The sequence below is a fragment of the Nocardia pseudobrasiliensis NBRC 108224 genome, assembly GCF_001613105.1.
Lineage (GTDB): Bacteria > Actinomycetota > Actinomycetes > Mycobacteriales > Mycobacteriaceae > Nocardia > Nocardia pseudobrasiliensis.
In genome coordinates this window covers 107054-127112 of the sequence record NZ_BDBS01000018.1, presented here as the reverse complement: position 1 = coordinate 127112, position 20059 = coordinate 107054, and the positions used below count along the sequence as shown (strand labels likewise).

Genomic DNA, 20059 nt, shown 5'->3' with positions numbered 1-20059 from the left:
ATCCGTGTCCTCGCTGCGACAACGAGTGGTCGAGGCCGCGGAGGCGGCGCTGGCTCAACGCAAGTACGTCTCGGCCGTCGAGGTGTTCACCCGGCTGCGGTGGGCGCGGGCGGCTGAGATAGAGCGTTGGCGGCACGGCCAGGTGGATTCGCTCGAACAGGTACTGGCCGTAGATGGTTCGCGCATGCGCGATGCGGCGGATCTGCTGGGCAGGTGGGCACGCGAGCAGGGGCTGACGGCGGGCAGCGCGGCGTATGTCTCCGGTGGCCGCGACCGCGAGGAACTGCGGTTCGCCGAGGACGGCGACGACGAGATCTTCCGAATCCACTGGCTGTCACCGCAACTGACACCCGCGCGGCGCGAACAGGTCCTACAACGCCAGAACAAGGCCCCCGATCTCATGGTGATCGAGGCGGCCGAACCGTGGACCTGCGTCGAATGCGCCGAGACCGGACCGCGTTTCATCTCCTCCGGCGCGGGACCGCTGTGCCTGACCTGTTCGGATCTGGATCATCTGGAATTCCTCCCCGCCGGCGACGCCGCCCTGAGCCGCCGCGCCAAGAAGGAGAGCCGCCTGGCCGCGATCGTGGTCACCTACAACAAGCGCCGCAAGCGCTACCAACGCCTGGGCATCCTGATCGAGGGGGCGGCCCTGGCCCGCGCCGAAGAACAGTGCCTGGCCGACGAGGACGCCCGCACCCGCCGCCGCGACCGCGACCGAATCCGCCGCGCCGCCCAGGACATCGAATTCACCGCCCGCATGGCCGAGGAAATCCGCCGCCTGTTCCCCCACTGCCCACCCGACCGCGCCACCGAAATCGCCGACCACGCCGCAGTCCGAGGCAGCGGCCGCGTAGGCCGCTCCGCCGCAGCCAAACTCCTCTCCCCCGAAGCCCTCACCCTCGCCGTAATAGCCTCCATCCGCCACCAAGACACCCCCTACGACCACCTCCTCATGACCGGCACCCCCCGAACCCAGGCCCGAACCCAAATCCGCCCCACCGTGGACCAGGTCCTGAACTCCTGGCGCGGCTAGCCCACCCCCAGCTACCGAACACCAAGCAGCCCAACCAATCCCCGCCAACACAGCCACACAGCCCACCCATTTTCCCCACTCACCCCGGCATTCGAGCGACAGCGATGGTCACCCCGTCGTGGATCCGCTTGGCCACGAACAGTTCTCCCAGCCCGGCGGCTAGCAACGCCGCGGCCTCCGCGACGCTCGGTATACCGAGCGCGGCGGTCGTCACCGACGAAGGATTCGGAACCCTCACCCCCGCAAGTTCTTCCACGCTGAACCCGACGATCGGCACCACCAGTTCGGTGGCAGCATCGATCAACGCCGAGTCAGCGGCTCGGCGGTCCACGGTAGCCAGGCAGTGGATACGGTCGGATCCTGTCACCGCTCGAATTGCGGCGAGTAAGGCGTGAGTCGAGGCGCCGGGGCGGAAGCCGATACCTACGGCCAGTTCAGCCATCTACTCGGCTGTCGTCGAATTCCCTTGCCGCACTCACGAAACGCTGCACCATCCCCGCATTCCCCGCCGGATGCGTATGTAGATACGAGGCGTGCACCCGATGAACCATCGCCCCCTCACGCACCGCCTCGCCCGTCGGCGCGCGCCAACCCCACGCGGCCGCTGCGGTTCCCGCTTCGGTCAACCGCGTGCGGTGGAATTCGTGACCGCGTACGCGAGATCCCGTGGGCCACAGCGCGGAATCGGTGAGCGCGACCGCGTCTCGGTAGCCGAGGGTGAGGCGGGGACCGAATTCGGCGGTGGCGTCGAGGACTCCGGACATGCGGTGGCCGTCGAGGGAGCGGGTCAGGTACAGCAGGCCCGCACATTCGGCGTGGATCGGCATGCCGTTGTGGGCGGATTCGGCGATCGAGGACAGTAGCGGCGTATTGGCGGCCAGGTCGGCGGCGTGTTCCTCCGGGAATCCGCCGGGCAGCACCAAACCGGCTGTGCCGAGCGGCAATTCGTCGTGCAGCGGGTCGAATACGGCCACCCTCGCACCGGTGGCCTCGAGCAGTTCGCGATGTTCGGCATAACCGAAGGTGAAGGCGGGGCCACCGGCGATCGCGATCACCGGGTCGGAAGTCGAAACATCCTGCCGCACAATGGACTCGTCAACTCCAATCGCCTCGACGGGATCCCACGCCGCCCCGGAGACATTCACCGCCGCCAACCGAACGACGGCATCCAGATCGACATGCGCCGCCACGAGCGCGGTCATGGCCTCGACCGCATCCTGCGCCGCACTCCCGTGCTCGACCGCCGGAATCAATCCCAAATGCCGTGAGGGAACGACCAATTCCGCCATCCGAGGCAACGCGCCCAGCACCGGCAGTCCCACCCGCGCACACGCCGCCCGCAACACCTCTTCGTGCCGAGGACTGCCCACCCGATTGAGAATCACCCCGCCGAGCCGAATCCCGCTGTCGAACGTCGCGAAACCGTGCAGCAGCGCCGCCAAACTCTGACTGTGTCCGCGCGCATCCACCACCAGCACCACCGGCGCACCGAGCAACGCGGCCACCTGCGCGGTCGAACCCTCCGCGACCGGCGCGGCGTGGTTCTCATCGATCCGGCCGTCGAACAGGCCCATCACGCCCTCGACCACCGCGATATCGCAACCCCGTCCACCGTGCCGATACAGCGGAACCACTCGATCCGTACCGACCAGCACCGGATCGAGATTGCGCCCGGGCCGCCCGGCCGCGAGCCCGTGATAGCCGGGGTCGATGTAGTCCGGCCCCACCTTGTACGGCGCGACCCGATGCCCCGCCGCCCGTAGCGCACCGATCAAACCCGTTGCGAGCGTGGTCTTTCCACTGCCCGACGCGGGTGCGGCGATGACGACCGCGGGCGGGGAGTTCACCACTCGATGCCCCGCTGGCCCTTACGACCCGCGTCCATCGGATGTTTCACCTTGCTCATCTCGGTGACCAGATCCGCGGCCTCGACCAGCGCCTGGGGCGCGTCGCGGCCGGTGATGACGACATGCTGATTACCCGGTCGATCCCGCAGCGCCGTGACCACCTCGTCGACATCGATCCACCCCCACTTCAGCGGATAGGTGAATTCGTCGAGCACATAGAACCGATGCTGTTCGGCCGCCAGCCGCCGCGCGATCTCCCGCCACCCGGCCAGCGCATTGGCGGCATGATCCTCATCGCTGCCCTGCTTGCGAGTCCAGGACCACCCCTCGCCCATCTTGTGCCACTCCACCGGCCCGCCCACTCCGGTATCGGCATGCAACTGCCCGAGCGCACGAAAAGCCGCCTCCTCCCCCACCTTCCATTTGGCACTCTTCACGAACTGGAACACGGCGACGTCGAATCCCTGATTCCAGGCCCGCAACGCCATCCCGAACGCCGCGGTCGACTTCCCCTTCCCCGGCCCGGTATGCACAGCCAGCACCGGCTGATTACGCCGCTGCCGCGTGGTCAACCCATCATCGGGCACCGTGGCCGGAACACCCTGGGGCATCGCGTCTCCCTTCCGCATCCTTCACTGCCGCCCACGTTGCCATACGGGCGGCCGTGGACTTCGGCAGACCCACGGATGGCGACCATTGCGCGATCGCGACAATGAATACTACGTTGAGTAGTATTAACGGGAGGGATCGAAATGACCTCGCAGCGAGCTCGGCGCACAACGGTACCCGTGAACGCGCCGATCAGCGACGATATGGAAACAGCCGACTACGCCCAAGCATTCGAGCTGGCGACGAACGCCACCCGGCGGACCGGCGAACAGTGGGCACGGTCGGTATTCGAGGGCGCTCCCGCGGCGGTACGGGCGGTGGTGCCGCTGGGCTGGCGGCTGGTGCTTTGTCTGCGAATGGGCCCACCCACCGGACCCGATCACGTACTGGGCTGGCGGATCGTCGCGCGCGACTCGAATTTCGTTGTCCTCGAGGCACATTCACCGTTCCTCACGGCGCAGAACATCGTCACCACCACCGACTCGACGGTCACGTGGTCTACGCTGGTGCGATACGACCACCGCATCGCCCGCGCAATCTGGGCGATCGTCGCGCCGTTCCATCACCTCACGATCCCGTACCTGCTCCGGTATGCGGACCGCGAGGCCTGAGCTCACGCCGCTCGAGCGGTCCCTGACACACCCGCGCGGACGACCCCGGCAACGGAATCGCCTGTCAGCTCGGCCAATTGGAGATACGTCGCCCGCAGATCCCGCGCGAGATCGGCGGCCAGGCCCAGCCGGATCATGCCGCGCTCGCAGTCGATCACCACGCCGGTCACGCCGTCACCGGCCAGCAGCCGGGCCGCCACACGAGCGCGCGGCACCGGGTCCGCGCCGCCGGTGGCGCGACCGTCGGTGAGCAGTACGACCATCGGACGGCGCTGCGAATCGCGCACCCGCTCGCGCCGCACGACCTCCCGAACCTTCAGAAGTCCCTGTGCGAGCGGCGTTTTCCCGCCCGTGCGCAGATCGGCCAGGCGGCGCACGGCGATATCGACCGAGGAGGTGGGCGGCAGGACCAATTCGGCCTCGGCCCCGCGCATCGTGATGACGGCGACCTTGTCCCGGCGCTGATACGCATCGCGCAACAGCGTCACGATCGCACCGGTCACCGCCGAGAGCCGGTCTCGCGCGGCCATCGAACCGGAGGCGTCGACGACGAAGACGACCAGATTGCCTTCGCGCCCTTCGCGATACGCGCCACGCAGATCCTCCGTCCGAAGCTCCAACGCTCCAGCGACCCGGCCGCGCACCTGCTGATGCGGCGCGGCGGCGAAGACCGTTCCGAGCAGATGCAGCCCACCCGCGGTGTCGTCGGTGGACCGAACCACCCGGCCGTGCCGGGTCTGTGCGCGCGAGCGGCGTCCCGGCGCACCCTCACCGACACCGGGGACCTCCCAGCGAGGCGCGCGCGCAACGGAATTCGCCGGAGCACCGGCACGCCCCTCCGGCGCACCGCCGCCCGGTCCGCCCTGCGGGGTGTCGGGACCACCGTCGGGATCATCGGGCCCGTCGGGATCATCGCCGAGATCCTGCGGACCCGGTGCGTCCGGATCCGTTGGCCCCTCGGGCTTTTCGCTTCGAGATGCCTGTTCCTCGGCCTGCCGCATCGCCTCGTCGAGCTGATCCTCGCTGATACCGGGTTCGTCGAATGGGTCACGCCGACGCCGATGCGGCAGGGCGAGTTCGGCCGCGATCCGCACATCCTCGGCCGTGACGCGATCGCTGCCCCGCCATGCCGCATGCGCGGTCGCGGTGCGCGCCACTACCAGATCGGCCCGCATACCGTCGACATCGAAGGACGCGCACAGCGCCGCGATCCGCCGCAGCTCCACATTGTCGAGATTGACCTCGCCCAGCCGGGCGCGCGCGACTCGAATACGCTGCGCCACTTCACGATCCGCCTCGCGATAGCGCCCGGCGAATCCGGCGGGATCGGCCTCGTAATCCAGTCGCCGCCGCACGACGGCCATGCGCACGTCGACCTCGCGGGAGGCGGCCACGTCCACGGTCAGCCCGAACCGATCCAGCAGCTGCGGGCGCAGCTCGCCCTCCTCCGGATTCATCGTGCCGACCAGCACGAATCGTGCCGGATGCGAATGCGACACCCCATCGCGTTCGATATGCACCCGTCCCATCGCCGCGGCATCGAGCAGCACGTCCACCAGATGGTCGTGCAGCAGATTCACCTCGTCGACATACAGCACGCCGTGATGGGCGGCCGCCAGCAATCCGGGCCGGAACGCCTGCTCGCCGTCGCGCAGCACCCGCTCGAGATCCAGCGACCCGACCACCCGGTCCTCGGTCGCCCCGACCGGCAGTTCCACCAGCCGCGCGGGCCGCTCGCCGCGCTCGTCGACCACCGGGGGCAGCAGTTGGGCCAGCGCCCGCACCACGGTGGACTTGGCCGTGCCCTTCTCCCCGCGCACCAGCACACCGCCGATGCCGGGATGCACCGCGCACAGGATCAATGCCAGCTGCAGCCGTTCCTGCCCGACGACCGCCGAGAACGGGAAACCCGGCTCCCCGGCCGAGTTCGTCGAATCCGGGCGCAGCATGACAGAGCTCGTGGAATCGGACACGCCCCAACTCTAGGCGCGCCGCCGAATCCGGCCGATCCGACCCTCCTGTGAATCAGCGCACTCGCACAACTCTTCGCAGTGCGGCTCAGCGGCCGGGCAACCGGTCCAGTGTCGACCGAATGGCGACCTCGATCTCCGCGAGATAGCGAAATCCACTCGCAGCGCGAACTCAGCGGCTGGGCAGCCGTTCCAGCTGCGGCCTGATCGCCCGTTCGATCTCCTCGGGATAGCGGAATCCGCGCGCCGCGGCGATCTCGCGGGTCAACTCCGCGAACAGATCACCCGCGGCCTGGGCTTGCCGCAGCGGATCGGCGATCGCGAACATCGCCTCGACGCGCTCCCACACACCGGGCGCGGTCCACTCGCGCATGCGCGTGCCGCCGTGCCAGATATCGTGGTCCGCGCCGAAATGCGCCAGCGCGTGCCACTCGATGGCGGTCAGCAGCAGCTCCTTGGTCTCCCAGTCCCGTGATTTCACCACCCACAGCTCCCCGCGCGCGAGATAGCGTGGCAGATGGGCGATCTCGAACCAGAACTCCGCGCAGTGCGCCCGGAATCGCGCCGCATCGGGCGTCTCAGCGCGAGGCGCGGCACCGGTCGCCGCGGGCAACGCGGCCGTCGCGCCGTCGCGTTCGAACAGCACCTGATACCCCCGCTCGTGCAGTTCGTCCAGCCCGTCCTCGACGAACTCCGCCAGCAGATCCAGCGGAACCACCTGCAAGTCGGCCTTCGTGCCGTCGGCGAACACCACCAGATGCGCGGGATTGTCGTAGGGACCCTCGAGTTCGATATTCACCGCCACCGCACCCAGCTCGCCCACCCAGGCATCGGTTCCGGCGTACTTGTCGACCTCACTGGTGAACAGCTCGATATCGTGATCGGACAGCGCGTCCACACGCCCGTCGCCCCGCGCCCGCGACCCGGTGCGCAACACCGCCCGAATATCGGAACGCGAACGCGCCCAGTCGATCACCCGGGCGACGAATACCTCATCGTTGTCGGTCACTCCGACCACAGTAGCGACCCGGGCCGGTCAGCCCGCCCGCGCGGCCTCGTCCGGATCGTAGGCGTCGAGCAGCTCCTCGTAATGCTCGGTCGTCCACGCGCACATCACCTGCAGCGGACCGAGCACACTGCGCCCCAGCCCGGTCAACCCGTAGCTGACCTGCCGCCCCTCGACCGCTCGAGCGTGCGCAACGTGCTACCTACCTCGAACTGTCGATCGTCATCGAGAGCAGGTACGGCGAGGCAGGGGGCCGAGAGCTCGATCTCTGGCTGCATCGAGCGGCAGTCGACCTGGTCGCTGTTCACCCTGAGCACGCCCATCGAGCCCGCCTGGCTTACCGGGAGTTCGGCAAGGGGCGCCATCCGGCCGGTCTCAACTTCGGGGATTGCTTCTCGTACGCTCTGTCGAAGGTCAGCGGAGAGCCGTTGATGTTCAAGGGCGAAGAATTCCCCCGAAGCGACGTCACGCCGGTGCGGTTGCCAGAGACCGGACCGGCCGAGGAATCCACCCCCTGAAATAAACAGTCCCGCAACCATTCTGGTTGCGGGACTCGGTCCACTCAGCCGCGCCGCATCGGAATGTGCGGGATTCCGTCCTCGACGTACTCCTCGCCGTCGGTCTTGAAACCGTGCTTGGTGTACATGTCGACCAGATAGGTCTGGGCGTTCAAACGCACGGTGGCAGAACCGGTTTCAGCGAGGGCTGCCTGCAGCAGGCGGGTGGTGTAGCCGTGCCCGCGCGCCTCGACCGAGGTGCACAGGCGGCCGATACGGAACGACTTCACACCGTCGTTGTGCTCCTCGAGCAGACGCAGGGTGGAGATGATCTCGCCCTCGTCGTCGAGCCAGAAGTGCCGGGTCTCAGCCGACAGATCCAATCCGTCCAATTCCGGATACGCGCACTTCTGCTCGACGACGAACACCTCGACGCGCAGTTTCAACAGCTTGTAAAGGGTCGCGGTATCCAGATCCGCGGCCCACGACCTTTTGAGTGCAACCGTTGACATCATCGCGTCTTGCTATCACAAAGATCAGTTCGGCGCCAGAGCGGACGTGTTGTCGGTCAGATGCAGAGCCTTGTTCGTCCAGTCCCAGACCTCGTGATACAGCGCCTGATTCTCCGACAACTTCACACCCAGCGACGGCACCATTTCCTTCAGCTTCGGGGCCCAACCGGCGTACTCGCCGGGGAAGCAGCGCTGCAACACATCGACCATGGCGCTGACACCGGTGGACGCGCCCGGGGACGCGCCGAGCAAACCCGCGATCGACCCGTCCTGCGCGGCAATCACCGCGGTGCCGAACTCGAGTACGCCGCCCGCACCCTTGCGGCGGATGACCTGCACGCGCTGTCCGGCGGTGATCAGCTCCCAGTCGTGGCCGTCGGCGCGCGGGACGAACTCCTCGAGGGAGTTCACCCGGCCGCTCGGCGACTTCAGCAGCTCCGAGATCAGGTACTTGGTCAGGCTCATCTCGGTGAGGCCGACGCCGATCATCGAGAAGATGTTGTTCGGCTTGACCGACTTGAACAGATCGGAGTTCTTGCCGTCCTTGAGGAACTTCGGCGTCCAACCGGCGTACGGGCCGAACAGCAGGCCGCGATTGCCGTTGATGACACGGGTGTCCAAGTGCGGCACCGACATCGGGGGCGCGCCCACCGCGGCCTTGCCGTAGACCTTGGCCTCGTGCTGCTCGATCAGGTCCGGATTGGTGCAGCGCAGGAACAGCCCGCTCACCGGGAACCCGCCGATTCCGGCCATCTCCTTGATGCCGGACTTCTGCAGCAGCGGCAGCGCGTAGCCGCCCGCGCCCACGAAGACGAACTTCGCGTTGACCGTGCGGTCACGGCCGGTGCGAGTGTTGCGCACCTTGACGTTCCAGCTGCCGTCGGACTGCTTGGACAGATCGCGCACCGCGTTGCCGAAGCCGATGTTCACCCCGGCCCGGCCCAGATAGGCCAGCAGCTGCTTGGTCAGCGAGCCGAAGTCGATATCGGTGCCGCCGTCGGTCCAGTTCAGCGCGACCGGATCGGAGTAGTCGCGGCCCTTGGCCATCAGCGGTAGTCGCCGCGCGAATTCGTCGGGCGTGTCGATGTACTGCATGGTGTCGAACAGCGGATGGCGTGACAGCGCCTCGTAGCGCTTGCGCAGATAGTCCACGTTGTCCGCGCCGTGCACGAAGCTCACATGCGGAATGGGGTTGATGAACTGCGACGGGTCGCCCAGGACGCCGTTCTCCACCCCGTAGGCCCAGAACTGCCGCGACACCTGGAAGCGCTCGTTGATATCGATCGCCTTGGAGATGTCGACGGAACCGTCGGCGTTCTGCGGGGTGTAGTTCAGTTCGCACAGCGCGGAGTGCCCGGTGCCGGCGTTGTTCCACGGGTCGCTGCTCTCCGGCGCGGCCGCGTCCATACGCTCGAACATGGTGATGGACCAGTCCGGCTGCAGCTGCCGAAGCAGTGCGCCCAGGGTGGCACTCATGATGCCGGCACCGATGAGGACTACATCGGTCTTTTCAGTCATCGCAGCGTTCGGCACGGCGTGTTCGACTTCCTTGTCCTGCGCGGGTCAGCAACTTCAGCGGGAAGGTTACCCGCCGTTCACTTCAACCTGATTCTGCCCCTGGCCATGCCCGTTTCCGAAGACGACAACCCCGGATGTGACGGATTCGGCTCGGCGATGCCGACCCCGAGCGGGTCGAATATCGTGGAGCTGTGACGAACGAAACGCAGGTCACCCGCACGAATACCGGGACCTGGCAGCCGGATGTGCTGGGTGCGGACTACGAACAGCTGACCATTCCGTTGGGTCCCGATCCCGACGGTGAGGGCACGGTCGAGGCGACGCTGGTGCGCCATCTCGCCGAAACCGACGACACCGCGCACAGCGCCGTTCTGTACCTGCACGGATTCACCGACTACTTCTTCCACAAGCATGTGGCCGAGCACATGGCCGCGCGCGGACATCGCTTCTATGCCCTGGATCTGCGCAAGTGCGGCCGCTCGCGGCGGCCCGGGCAGACCGCGCACTACGTCACCGATCTCGCGCTCTACGACGCCGAACTCAATCGCGCCCTCGAGATCGTGCGCAAGGAGACCAAGCTGCCGGTGCTGATCCTGGCCCACTCCACCGGCGGCTTGGTGAGCTCGCTGTGGCTCGATCGGCTCAATCGGTCCGAAGGCGTTGCGGCGCACGAGCTCACGGGTCTGGTGTTGAACAGTCCGTGGTTCGATCTGCAGGGTCCGTCCTACTACCGCGGCATCGGCACCGCGCTCATCAACGGCCTGGGCAAGTTGCGCTCGATGTCGCGGCTGCCGGGCGGCGATGTGTCCACCTATGGCTCCAGCCTGCATCGCACCGCGTCCGGCGAATGGGACTACAACCTGGACTGGAAGCCGCTGACCGGTTTCCCGGTGCATTTCGGCTGGCTGCGCGCGATCCGGCAGGGTCACGCGCAATTGCAGCGCGGGCTGGATGTGGGCCTGCCGACGCTGGTGCTGCGGTCGAAAGTGACCAAGTTCATGCGCCAGTACGGCCCGGCCGCGGACGTCTCCGATGTCGTGCTCGATGTGCGCCAGATCCAGCGCTGGTCGGGCTGCCTGGGCGACCGGACCTCGATCGTGCCGATCGAGGGCGCTCGCCACGACGTATTCCTGTCCGCACCCGCGGTGCGTGACAAAGCGTTCGAGGAACTGGACGCCTGGCTCGACTGGCTGGCGGTGTTCCTCGCCAAATCGAGTTAGGAACTCACCACAGTCCGGTGCGCAGGACGATCTCGGTGGCCAGTTCGCTGTCGGCCTCGGTGGCCGGGTCGCCGACATCGACCTGCGCGACCCGGAATTCGCCGTAGACATACCGCGCCGAGCCCTCGGCCACGGCCCACGGCAGCTGCTTGGTGGCCACCACCGTGGTCGGAATCTCCACCGCCGGACAGCTCGCATCCGCGACGCTGCCGTCGGCCCCCGGCGCGGCTGGATGCCCGCGACCTGCCGCCACCAGCCCGATGAATCGCCCGAACCCACGCGAACACAGCTGCCACGCCAACTCGGCCCCGGCGCCACAGCCGACCACATTGGCCCACGGCACCTCGAGCTCGTCGAGAATCGCGTACACCGCCGCCGCGTCCAGTCCCTCGACCGTCTCCACCGCGATCGTCCGCAGATCCGAATTGTGCAGCCGAGCGCTCACGGCGTCGTACACATCGGCCGGATTACCGGCATCGGGCAACAACAGCACCGTATGGCGAGACTGCGGACCGCCGACTCGCACGGTCCACTCGCGGTCTCCCACCGCGATCCGCCGATCTTCCATGCCGCCCCACGCTACACCGCACCCCCGCCCCGGACCGCGTGTCACTGAACACCATTCGACCCGGTCACCGAGAGTGTCCGCAAACCCATCGGCGCGCCCTGGGTGATCAGACGGTGCAGGTGGTCGAGGTCGAGGTTTTTTTCCACGAGGTCGGCCAGCAGGTCCAGTTGTTCGGTGCGGGTGGCGGTGACCGAGGTGTCGGCAGCGACGGTGAAGCCGGTGCGGCCCGCGTGGGCGGCTACCTCGCGCAGCCAGGTGCGGCGGAATTCGTCGGCTTCCAGGAGGCCGTGTAGGTGAGTGCCCCAGACGGGGACGCGGGCGCTGCCCTCGGGAACGCCGTCGAGGGTGAGCCAGGGTGGGTCCGTGGTGCGCTGGACTCGGCCGTGGTGGATTTCATAGCCGTGCACGGGGATCGCGTGGGGGCCGTGGCCTTCGGCGCGGCGCAGGATCTTCGGGTCGGCGAATTCGATGTCGAGGTCGAGCAGGCCGAGGCCCGCGACCTCGCCCGCCCGGGATTCGACCCGGTCGAGGATGCGGCGGCCGAGCATCTGGTAGCCGCCGCAGATGCCGAGGATCGGACGGTTCGCGGCGGCGCGGGCGACAAGGGCGTCGGCGATTCCGGTGCGGCGCAACCATTCCAGATCGCTCACCGTGGCCTTGGTGCCGGGCAGGACCACCAGATCGGCGTCGATCAGGCGCGACGGCTCGGTGACCCAGCGCACCGCGACACCGGGTTCGCAGGCCAGAGCCTCGACATCGGTGGAGTTGGAGATGCGGGGCAGCCGAATCGCGGCCACGGTCAACCACTCCCGGCCGATCGGCGGGCGCGGACGGCCGACGGGGGCGTCGGCGACGGTGCCGAGGGAGTCCTCGGCGTCGATCCACAGTTCCTCGGCGTACGGCAGCACGCCGAGGGTGGGTCGTCCGGTCAGGGCGGTCAGCTGATCGAGTCCCGGCCGCAGCAGATCGACGTCACCGCGGAACTTGTTGACGATGAAGCCCGAGATCAATTGCTGATCTTCGGGTTCGAGGATCGCGACCGTTCCGAACAGATGGGCCAGCACCCCACCGCGATCGATGTCACCGACCAGCACCACGGGCAGCCGTGCCGCCCGCGCCAAACCCATATTCGCCAGATCGGTTGCCCGCAAATTGATCTCGGCGGGCGAGCCCGCCCCTTCGCAGATCACCACATCGAATTCGTCACGCAGCGAGGCCAATTCGGCCGCCACCACATCCCGCAGCCGCTCCCGATGCCGGAAGTAATCCGCCGCGCCCACGGTATCCACCGCCCGCCCCCGCACCACCAGTTGCGAACGCCGATCACTGCCCGGCTTCAACAACACCGGATTGAATCGCACGCTCGGCTCCAGCCCACAGGCCCGCGCCTGCAACGCCTGCGCCCGCCCGATCTCCCCGCCATCGAGCGTCACCACCGAATTGTTCGACATGTTCTGCGCCTTGAACGGCGCCACCCGCACCCCCCGCCGCGCCAACATCCGGCAGATCCCGGCCACGACAACGCTTTTGCCCGCATCGGAGGTGGTGCCTGCGATCAGCAGGGCACCCCTCGCCTTCGGCTCGGGGACAGAGGAGAACGGCACCCCCGGGACAGAGGAGAACGGCACCCCCGAGGCAGAGGAGAACGGCACCCCCGAGGCAGAGGTGAACCACAGCGGCGAATCGGGAGAATGCCGTAGCTCGGCATCGGGAGGATCCGCGGGGCGGGCGCCCGTCACGGCAGGGTGAGGATCTCTGCGCCGTCGTCGGTGACCACCAGGGTGTGCTCGAATTGGGCGGTCCACTTGCGGTCCTTGGTGACCACGGTCCAGCCGTCGTCCCAGATGTCGTAGTCGATACCGCCGAGGTTGATCATCGGTTCGATGGTGAAGGTCATACCGGGTTCGATGACCGATTCGATGGCGGGCTGGTCGTAGTGCAGGATGACCAGACCGCTGTGGAAGGTCGGGCCGACGCCGTGGCCGGTGAAGTCGCGGACCACGCCGTAGCCGAAGCGATTGGCGTAGGACTCGATGACCCGCCCGATCACATTGAGCGCCCGGCCCGGTCGCACCGCCTTGATGGCCCGCATGGTCGCCTCGCGAGTGCGCTCGACCAGCAGCCGCGCCTCCTCGTCCACATCGCCGGACAGGAAGGTGGCATTGGTATCGCCGTGCACGCCGTCGATGTAGGCGGTGACGTCGATATTGACGATGTCGCCGTCCTCGATAACCGTCGAATCCGGAATGCCGTGGCAGATCACCTCGTTCAGCGAGGTGCAGCAGGACTTGGGAAAACCCTTGTAGCCCAGCGTCGACGGATACGCGTTGTGATCGCACAGATACTCGTGCACGATCCGGTCCAACTCATCGGTCGTGACACCCGGCGCGACGGCCTTACCCGCCTCCTCGAGCGCCTGCGCGGCCAGCTTGCCCGCCAGGCGCATCTTCTCGATCGTCTCCGGCGTCTGCACCCACGGCTCGCTGCCCTCGTTGACGGTCTTCTTCCAGGCATACTCCGGACGCTCGATCGCGCGCGGGACCTCGCGGGTCGGCGAGAGGGTTCCGGGGACGAGCGGCTGGCGGGTGCGGACAGACATGCCACCAAGCGTATCCGCAGCGACCGACTCACCGAGGACCGGGGAATTTATCCGGACCGTGGTCCGTTTAAGCGGATATGGAACTGGGACTGACCACCTTCGCCGAACGCCACGCCGTCGCCGATCGCCCCGCACCGAGCCCGGGCGAACGCCTGCGCGAGGTGATCGAGGAGGCCGTGACCACCGAACGCGTGGGCTTGGACGTCTACGGCGTGGGCGAACATCACCGCGCCGATTTCGCCGCCTCGTCCCCCGCGGTCGTACTGGCGGCCATCGCGGGCCGCACCGAACGCATCCGATTGACCAGCGCGGTGAGCGTGCTGAGCTCCGACGATCCGGTCCGGCTGTATCAGCAGTTCGCGACGCTGGACCTGGTCTCGAACGGTCGCGCCGAACTGATGGCGGGCCGCGGCTCGTTCACCGAGAGCTTTCCGCTGTTCGGTTACGACCTCACCGACTACGACGACCTGTTCGACGAGAAACTCGCCCTGCTGCTGCGTATCCGCGACGACGAACCGGTGAGCTGGTCCGGCCGCTTCCGCCCCGCACTGCACGACGCGATCGTCCATCCCCGCACCGATCGCCCGCTGCCGGTGTGGATCGCGGTCGGCGGCTCCCCGGAGTCGGTCGCCCGCGCCGGACTGCTGGGTCTGCCGCTGGCCATCGCGATCATCGGCGGCCAACCGGCCCGCTTCCGCCCGCTGGTCGATCTGTATCACCGCGCGCTCGAACAGGGCGGCCACGAGCCGCAACCGATCGCGGTGCACGCACACGGCTACATCGCCGATACCGACGAGCAGGCGATCGCCGACTTCTACGAGCCCTACGCCACCGCCATGAGCGGCCTGGGCCGCGAACGCGGCTGGGGCGCGATGACCCACGCGCAATTCCAGGCGCTGCGCTCCCCACAGGGCTCGCTGTTCGTCGGCACCCCCGACTACGTCGCGGAGAAGATCGCCGACATCCGCGACACCCTGAGCCTGGACCGCTTCATGCTGCATCCGAGCGTGGGCACCCTGCCCCACGACAAGGTCCTGCACAGCATCGAACTGCTGGGCGAGAAGGTGGCTCCGCAGGTCCGCTGAGGGGTGTCCGAATCCGACCGAAAACCCGATTCGAACTGCTGAAACACCCAATGGACAAGATCGGGAACACGGGCGCATGATGATCGTCCAGCGCCGTTCGTCGGGGGAACGTCACAGGAACCCCCGCACGATCGGAAAGACCATGTACATCAGGAAGTTGGTGGCGACCGCGGCACTCGCGATAGCGGCCACCACAATCACATTGGCGACCGCGCACGGAGAGGCGCAGCTCGCCGACACCACCCTCAGCGCAACGGACGGCTCGGTCGGTTACACGACCACACTCGCGGCCGATCATTCGAATGCCCTGGTCACCTTGGCCTCCGGCAAATTCGTCGTAACACCCGACGCGGTCCAGGTGGTCGCCGATGACGGCACGGTCGTCGGCGCGATTCCAACCACACTGCGCGTCGACGCCGGGCGAACCCTTTCGGTCACGCCGACATTGGCCAGTGACACCGAATTGACCCTCACCCCGAACGGCGGCCCGACCTCCGCGGCGCTCAGCTCGCAGTCGGTGCCGTTCATGCACCAAACCGGCGGCGGCGGAGCCATTCTCGCGGGCGCGGTGGTCGGCTGCGTCGTGGGAGTCCTTATCGGCATCTGGTTCTTCCTCGTCGGCGCGATCATCGGCTGCGCGATCGGAGCCGCCATCGGCGGTTTCGTCGGCGCGGTGTCGTAACCACTTCCCCCGGAACGGATTCGGGCCGGACGGCAGTCGTCCGGCTCGTATCCGTGCGCTCATCGACGCATCGAGCGGACGAAGCGGGCCACATTGCCCGGACTCCACGGCCGGATCCGGGCGAGGAACCGCTCGATCTCCGGTTCCAGATCCAGGGTGCCCATCGACCGCAGATCCACCAGCGCCTCGGAGGCCAGCCGTGCCGCCCGCCGGGGCCTGCCATTGCCGTACGCGAGGTAGGCGCGTCCGAAATTCGTATACGCCCTGCCCTCGAGGGTCGGACGAGGATGTTCGCGGGACCGTTCGAGTACGACCCGCGCCTCCCGCGGCGATTCCCCCATCGCCAGCATCAGCCCGTACAGCGCGAACTGTGTGGGCGGCTCGTAACCATCACTGCCCCTGCGCATCTCGACGACATCGCGATACATGCGCGCCGCGGTTCGCCACTGCTGGTCGAGCACCGCCACATAGGCCCGCACCGCCCGGATACGCGCGCGAACCGGCGGCAGTTCGGCCAACGCCTCGGCCCGCTCGAGTTCCGCCGCATGATCACGCCCCCGCTCGCGCCGCGCGTCGAGCTGCACCTGATACGCGATAGCCAGCGCCACACCGTCATCGAGCGACTCCGCACTCGCCAACGCCCGCGCCCGATCGAATACGCCCGAGGCGAGATCGTCCTGCCGTCGGGTCAGGTAGATGTACCCGACACCGTCGACCAGCAGCCACACCTCCCATTCGGCGCGATGCAGTTCATGGGCCGCCGCGATACACCATTCCGATACCGCGCGCCGCTCGTCGACCATTCCGATTCGCCACAGATGATGAACCAACGGACCGCCCAACCGCAGTACCGCCTCGTGATTGCGCTCGGCCACCGCCCAACTCAGACACTGCAGTATCGCGTCGATTTCGCGTTCGATGGTCTCGTTGGACAGCCACGCGGTGATCGGCGCCCAATAGTCGGTCCCCAGCGCACCCTCGACGAAGTCGATCAGCAATCGAGTCATCCGCCCCTTGAGCTCGATCGAAAGTCGCGGCGCCGCGGCCACTTCGGCGGCGATGAACCGCCGGGTCAACGGCAGGATGCTGAAGCGGTCCTCGGTCAGCCGCACCAGAGACAGCTGCAACAGCTCCCGCGTCGCCGCGCTCCCGCCGGCTGCGTCCAATCCGGCGACTTCGATCGCGGTGGCCCGCGCGACACTCGCCGGAAACAGGGATATGGCGATGAGCAGTCGATAGCCGTCCTGCCCGCGGATGCCGACTATCGCGCTCGCGAAGGTGAATTCCACGACGTCTCCCCTCGGATTGGCCACGGTGTGCGGCAGCGATTCCGGATCGAATCCGTGCGCGACCTGTCCGACACTCCACACCGCGGCCAGCGCCACCCCGCCCGTACTCTCGTAGATCCGCCGCTCCAGCGCCTGCGAGGGCGTCAGCCCCTTCGCCTCGAGTTCCTTCGCGACCAGCGTCGCCGTATCGGTCGAACCGAACTCTCCGATCCGGATCTCGAATGCCCAGCCCAGCGCCGGGCGAGTGGTTACCAGAACCCTTGTGGGACTGGGGATGCCACGCAGGAACGAAAAAATCGTCTCGTTGTCGAGGGTCTCGATGTTGTCGACCACCAGCAGCGCTCTGCGCCGGCTCAACAACATTCGGACGAGATCTTCCCGTTCGGCCAGCGGCGCCTGCAATATCTCACGCCGATCCAGGGTGATCGCGATCGCCCGGAACACATCCGCGATCGACTGTGCCGCCGAACGCCTGCGCACGATGCCGGTCGGCAACAGTTCGTGCTGCTGGGCCGAACACCAGATGAACGCGTCATAGGGTGTGCGGCCGCTGTCGGCCAGCCGCAGCAGCCGCCCGACCGCCTCGAGCGCCAGCGTCGTCTTGCCCACCCCGCCGAATCCCACGATCGCGACCACCGGATGCGTCGGCGCGGTCAGCTCCCGCAGCAGCGCCTCGAGCTCCCGCTGTCGATCGACGAAACCGTTGTGTAGAGGCTGCGGCAGATTGTGGGCCACCTGCCGCAGAGTCGGACGCGCGCGGCGATCCTGCCACCAGCTCACCAACGGAATCTGCCCGATGATCGCGACATACAACACGGCGAGAACACCGGCGATACTGCCGGATATGGATATGATCGCCGACCATCCCATCCCGTAACGCTAACCTAATGCCGTCGCGCGCGGTCGTAGATCTCGTTCAGGGCCAACGCATATCGCGCCGAACCATAGGTGCGCCCGATATATCCGGCGCGGGCCCGCCGACCGGCATGCGAGCCCGATAGCGCCGCGACCACCGCGGCCTGCGCCGAGCCCGGATCCTCCGGCTCGAAACCGAGTATGTGCGGAGCTCGTTCCAACTCCCCGAGCCCGCCCGATCTCGGCACCACCACCGGCGTCCCGCACGCCGCCGCCTCGACCGCCGTCAGCCCGAAGGGTTCGTCGACGGCACAGGCGACCAGAACATCCAGCGCGCCATAGACTTCGGGCATCCGTGCGTGCGGCACCGCCCCGAGGAATTCCACCGCGCCCCGGCATTCCCGCGCGAGCGCGATGGACCGACGCCGATCCGGCCCGTCGCCGACGATCAGGAATTCCCGCGCCACACCGACGGCGCACAGGCGATCGGCGAGTTCGAGAAAGAAATCGACCCGTTTGTATCTGACCAGTCTGCTGACGAAACCGATACGGCGGTCGCGCATTCCACGATCGGCCCGCGGTCGGAACAGACTGTCGTCGTAGGCATTCGGCAACAGGATCAGCCGGGACGCGTCGATCGCGCATTCCCGCCGCAATCGCGCGGCGACGTATTCGGAGACGCAGATGATCGGCGGCAGATTCTCATCCGCCAGCGCCCGATCCCCCGCCGCCGCACGCTTGCTCAGCAATCCGATCTCCGAGCCGTGACAGGTCGCGACCACCGGCGGTCCCGATCGCAAGGCCGCCTCGAGCGGAATCCAGATATGCTGCACGTGAACGATATCCGGCCGGAACCGCGCCACCGCGTCGTCGATATTCGCCGCCCATGCCTCGACCAGCGCCGACAACTGTTCCGGACGTAATTCGGCGTAGGTCAGCGAACTTCGCGGATGCCCGGTGAAGGTCGGAAACCGCTCGAACGGCAGCGCCACCGGCATATCTCCCGATTCGGGACACAGCACCGCGACTCGGTGACCGTGCGCGGTCAGGATGCGACGCAGATTGGCCGTATACGTCCCACTGCCGGAACCGTCGAGCGGTGTGTGATTGACCAGCAGTATGCGAGTCACTCGCCGAACCACTCCAGCTGCCGCTCCGGATGCCGCAGGATGTAGGAGTTGTCGGAATGACAGCCCGAAGGGCAGTGCGCGCAGACCGAATCCCGCACGGGGAATTCGCCGTAGCGTTCGCGGCCGCGCGCGACGAGTTCGTCGATGCTGTGTTCCAGGAGCGAGCCGACCTTCTGGTCCGCGTACTCGTCGCACGGATACAGGAAGTTACCCTCGAAATCCAGATAGAACTGATTGCCCCGGACCAGGCAGTTCGACTGCGTGAATGCGTCGCTGAGCTGTTCGGAGTGGCGGCGGTCGTTGGTTACGTACTCGCGCCCGGCGTATTCGACCGCGCGCAGCGCCATCTCGCGCTCCTTGGCCCAGTCGGAGTGCTGATCGTGCTTCAGCGGCAGGAACTTCATGATGAACGCGTTCTCGACGCAGAAGTCCAGCAGCGGAACCACATCCCGGTCGAAATCGTCGTTGGACGCCGTGGTCCAGGACGGCACCACCGTCGGCAGGTCGGCGCCGAACTCCTGCCGCAGCGCCCGCAGATCGTCGAGCAGCCGGGCCATCTGCTTCGGATACTGCCGGATTCGCATGGCATCGATACTCACCGTCAGGGTGTCCACGAGCGGGAGCAGATGTTTGTTGCGCCGCAACAGCAGACCGTTGGTGCTGACCCGGATCGACGGAATGTCCAGCGCCCGCATATGGGTCAGCAGATCGCCGAAATCCCTGCGGCTGAACGGCTCTCCGCCGAGTACGACCACGCAGTAGGTGTGCCCGGACAGCTGATCGGCCAGGGCGCGCAGCGTATCGAGGGAGACGTTCTCGCGCGCGTGATGCGAGGGTTCGGCGAAGTAGTCCTCGAAATAGAAGTAGCAGTAATTGCAACGCAGATTGCATGTGTTGGTGACATAGATGTCGGTCTCGAAGGCGCGGTGCGCATCCAACCCGCGTTGCAACCGTTCCACATCCGCCCGGAATTCCTCGCGTACCGCGGCCCTACGCACCGGATCACGAACGGTGATGAGCATATT

General features: G+C 67.2%; 18 protein-coding genes and 1 pseudogene. 6 read left to right on the top strand and 13 right to left on the bottom strand.

What is annotated here, in order from left to right:
- Positions 1-4 precede the first annotated feature (4 nt).
- On the top strand, positions 5-1036 hold the full coding sequence (locus NP4_RS16185) for a DUF2293 domain-containing protein (RefSeq protein ID WP_245998076.1): 1032 nt from the start codon (positions 5-7) through the stop codon (positions 1034-1036).
- Between the two features lie 79 nt (positions 1037-1115).
- Here NP4_RS16185 and NP4_RS16180 read toward each other — a convergent pair whose 3' ends face one another.
- The 3 genes from NP4_RS16180 to cobO are packed head-to-tail and all read right to left on the bottom strand — an operon-like array spanning position 1116 to position 3494.
- Complete coding sequence (locus NP4_RS16180) at positions 1116-1478, bottom strand: cobalamin biosynthesis protein (protein ID WP_067998480.1); 363 nt, start codon at positions 1476-1478, stop codon at positions 1116-1118.
- Entirely contained in the window at positions 1471-2883 is a 1413-nt protein-coding gene (locus tag NP4_RS16175; protein ID WP_067998609.1) for a cobyrinic acid a,c-diamide synthase CobB, read from the bottom strand. Before NP4_RS16175 ends, NP4_RS16180 begins: the two co-directional genes overlap by 8 nt.
- On the bottom strand, positions 2880-3494 hold the full coding sequence (cobO, locus tag NP4_RS16170; RefSeq protein ID WP_062510373.1) for a cob(I)yrinic acid a,c-diamide adenosyltransferase: 615 nt from the start codon (positions 3492-3494) through the stop codon (positions 2880-2882). Before cobO ends, NP4_RS16175 begins: the two co-directional genes overlap by 4 nt.
- 141 nt (positions 3495-3635) lie before the next feature.
- On the opposite strand from cobO, the gene NP4_RS16165 reads away from it, so the two are divergent.
- Positions 3636-4103, top strand: coding sequence for a DUF2867 domain-containing protein (locus tag NP4_RS16165; protein ID WP_169813744.1), 468 nt, complete (start codon positions 3636-3638; stop codon positions 4101-4103).
- 2 nt (positions 4104-4105) lie between these two features.
- Here NP4_RS16165 and NP4_RS16160 read toward each other — a convergent pair whose 3' ends face one another.
- Together NP4_RS16160 and NP4_RS16155 are read right to left on the bottom strand one after the other, a co-directional pair.
- Positions 4106-6052, bottom strand: coding sequence for a magnesium chelatase subunit D family protein (locus NP4_RS16160; protein ID WP_067998478.1), 1947 nt, complete (start codon positions 6050-6052; stop codon positions 4106-4108).
- A 193-nt stretch (positions 6053-6245) separates the two neighbouring features.
- Entirely contained in the window at positions 6246-7082 is an 837-nt protein-coding gene (locus tag NP4_RS16155; RefSeq protein WP_211335894.1) for an aminoglycoside 6-adenylyltransferase, read from the bottom strand.
- Positions 7083-7246: 164 nt separating this feature from the next.
- Between NP4_RS16155 and NP4_RS42625 the strand changes: the two are divergent.
- A pseudogene (locus NP4_RS42625) lies at positions 7247-7597 on the top strand (type II toxin-antitoxin system VapC family toxin); the annotation flags it as partial.
- 44 nt (positions 7598-7641) lie between these two features.
- Here NP4_RS42625 and NP4_RS16145 read toward each other — a convergent pair.
- Together NP4_RS16145 and mqo are read right to left on the bottom strand one after the other, a co-directional pair.
- Positions 7642-8091 (bottom strand): GNAT family N-acetyltransferase, encoded by a 450-nt coding sequence (locus tag NP4_RS16145; protein WP_067998474.1) that lies wholly within the window; start codon positions 8089-8091, stop codon positions 7642-7644.
- A 21-nt stretch (positions 8092-8112) separates the two neighbouring features.
- Positions 8113-9606, bottom strand: a complete 1494-nt coding sequence (gene mqo / locus NP4_RS16140; RefSeq protein ID WP_067998472.1) for a malate dehydrogenase (quinone) — start codon at positions 9604-9606, stop codon at positions 8113-8115.
- A 191-nt stretch (positions 9607-9797) separates the two neighbouring features.
- Between mqo and NP4_RS16135 the strand changes: the two genes are divergently transcribed.
- The gene (locus NP4_RS16135; RefSeq protein ID WP_067998470.1) at positions 9798-10826 is read left to right on the top strand and encodes an alpha/beta hydrolase; all 1029 of its coding nucleotides are present in this window, start codon (positions 9798-9800) and stop codon (positions 10824-10826) included.
- A gap of 4 nt (positions 10827-10830) precedes the next feature.
- On the opposite strand, the gene NP4_RS16130 is transcribed toward NP4_RS16135, so the two are convergent.
- The 3 genes from NP4_RS16130 to map all read right to left on the bottom strand — a co-directional run bounded on the left by NP4_RS16130 (position 10831) and on the right by map (position 13993).
- Positions 10831-11394, bottom strand: coding sequence for a hypothetical protein (locus NP4_RS16130; protein WP_067998468.1), 564 nt, complete (start codon positions 11392-11394; stop codon positions 10831-10833).
- 41 nt (positions 11395-11435) lie between these two features.
- Positions 11436-12998 carry a cobyric acid synthase gene (locus tag NP4_RS16125; RefSeq protein ID WP_067998466.1) on the bottom strand — a complete coding sequence of 521 codons (1563 nt, stop codon included), beginning with the start codon at positions 12996-12998 and terminating at the stop codon, positions 11436-11438.
- A 131-nt stretch (positions 12999-13129) separates the two neighbouring features.
- Positions 13130-13993: a type I methionyl aminopeptidase gene (gene map, locus NP4_RS16120; protein WP_067998464.1), complete on the bottom strand. Its 864-nt coding sequence runs from the start codon at positions 13991-13993 to the stop codon at positions 13130-13132.
- Positions 13994-14070: 77 nt separating this feature from the next.
- On the opposite strand from map, the gene NP4_RS16115 reads away from it, so the two are divergent.
- Both NP4_RS16115 and NP4_RS16110 read left to right on the top strand, forming a co-directional pair.
- On the top strand, positions 14071-15078 hold the full coding sequence (locus NP4_RS16115) for an LLM class flavin-dependent oxidoreductase (protein WP_067998462.1): 1008 nt from the start codon (positions 14071-14073) through the stop codon (positions 15076-15078).
- Positions 15079-15220: 142 nt separating this feature from the next.
- The gene (locus NP4_RS16110; RefSeq protein ID WP_067998460.1) at positions 15221-15760 is read left to right on the top strand and encodes a DUF8020 domain-containing protein; all 540 of its coding nucleotides are present in this window, start codon (positions 15221-15223) and stop codon (positions 15758-15760) included.
- A 59-nt stretch (positions 15761-15819) separates the two neighbouring features.
- Here the strand turns inward: NP4_RS16110 and NP4_RS16105 are convergent, their stop codons facing one another.
- The 3 genes from NP4_RS16105 to NP4_RS16095 are packed head-to-tail and all read right to left on the bottom strand — an operon-like array spanning position 15820 to position 20056.
- On the bottom strand, positions 15820-17919 hold the full coding sequence (locus NP4_RS16105; protein WP_067998458.1) for an NB-ARC domain-containing protein: 2100 nt from the start codon (positions 17917-17919) through the stop codon (positions 15820-15822).
- Positions 17920-17933: 14 nt separating this feature from the next.
- Complete coding sequence (locus tag NP4_RS16100; RefSeq protein ID WP_067998455.1) at positions 17934-19034, bottom strand: glycosyltransferase family 4 protein; 1101 nt, start codon at positions 19032-19034, stop codon at positions 17934-17936.
- Entirely contained in the window at positions 19031-20056 is a 1026-nt protein-coding gene (locus tag NP4_RS16095) for a radical SAM protein (protein WP_067998453.1), read from the bottom strand. The genes NP4_RS16100 and NP4_RS16095 overlap by 4 nt, the downstream gene beginning before the upstream one ends.
- Between the last annotated feature and the right edge of the window lie 3 nt (positions 20057-20059).

What these genes read in the sequence shown, in the direction of transcription:
- NP4_RS16180 (WP_067998480.1), bottom strand. Translation starts at nt 1,478, where the DNA reads ATGGCTGAACTGGCCGTAGGTATCGGCTTCCGCCCCGGCGCCTCGACT.
- cobO (WP_062510373.1), bottom strand. Translation starts at nt 3,494, where the DNA reads ATGCCCCAGGGTGTTCCGGCCACGGTGCCCGATGATGGGTTGACCACG.
- NP4_RS16165 (WP_169813744.1), top strand. Translation starts at nt 3,636, where the DNA reads ATGACCTCGCAGCGAGCTCGGCGCACAACGGTACCCGTGAACGCGCCG.
- NP4_RS16160 (WP_067998478.1), bottom strand. Translation starts at nt 6,052, where the DNA reads ATGCTGCGCCCGGATTCGACGAACTCGGCCGGGGAGCCGGGTTTCCCG.
- NP4_RS16145 (WP_067998474.1), bottom strand. Translation starts at nt 8,091, where the DNA reads ATGATGTCAACGGTTGCACTCAAAAGGTCGTGGGCCGCGGATCTGGAT.
- mqo (WP_067998472.1), bottom strand. Translation starts at nt 9,606, where the DNA reads ATGACTGAAAAGACCGATGTAGTCCTCATCGGTGCCGGCATCATGAGT.
- NP4_RS16130 (WP_067998468.1), bottom strand. Translation starts at nt 11,394, where the DNA reads ATGGAAGATCGGCGGATCGCGGTGGGAGACCGCGAGTGGACCGTGCGA.
- map (WP_067998464.1), bottom strand. Translation starts at nt 13,993, where the DNA reads ATGTCTGTCCGCACCCGCCAGCCGCTCGTCCCCGGAACCCTCTCGCCG.
- NP4_RS16115 (WP_067998462.1), top strand. Translation starts at nt 14,071, where the DNA reads ATGGAACTGGGACTGACCACCTTCGCCGAACGCCACGCCGTCGCCGAT.
- NP4_RS16110 (WP_067998460.1), top strand. Translation starts at nt 15,221, where the DNA reads ATGTACATCAGGAAGTTGGTGGCGACCGCGGCACTCGCGATAGCGGCC.
- NP4_RS16105 (WP_067998458.1), bottom strand. Translation starts at nt 17,919, where the DNA reads ATGGGATGGTCGGCGATCATATCCATATCCGGCAGTATCGCCGGTGTT.
- NP4_RS16095 (WP_067998453.1), bottom strand. Translation starts at nt 20,056, where the DNA reads ATGCTCATCACCGTTCGTGATCCGGTGCGTAGGGCCGCGGTACGCGAG.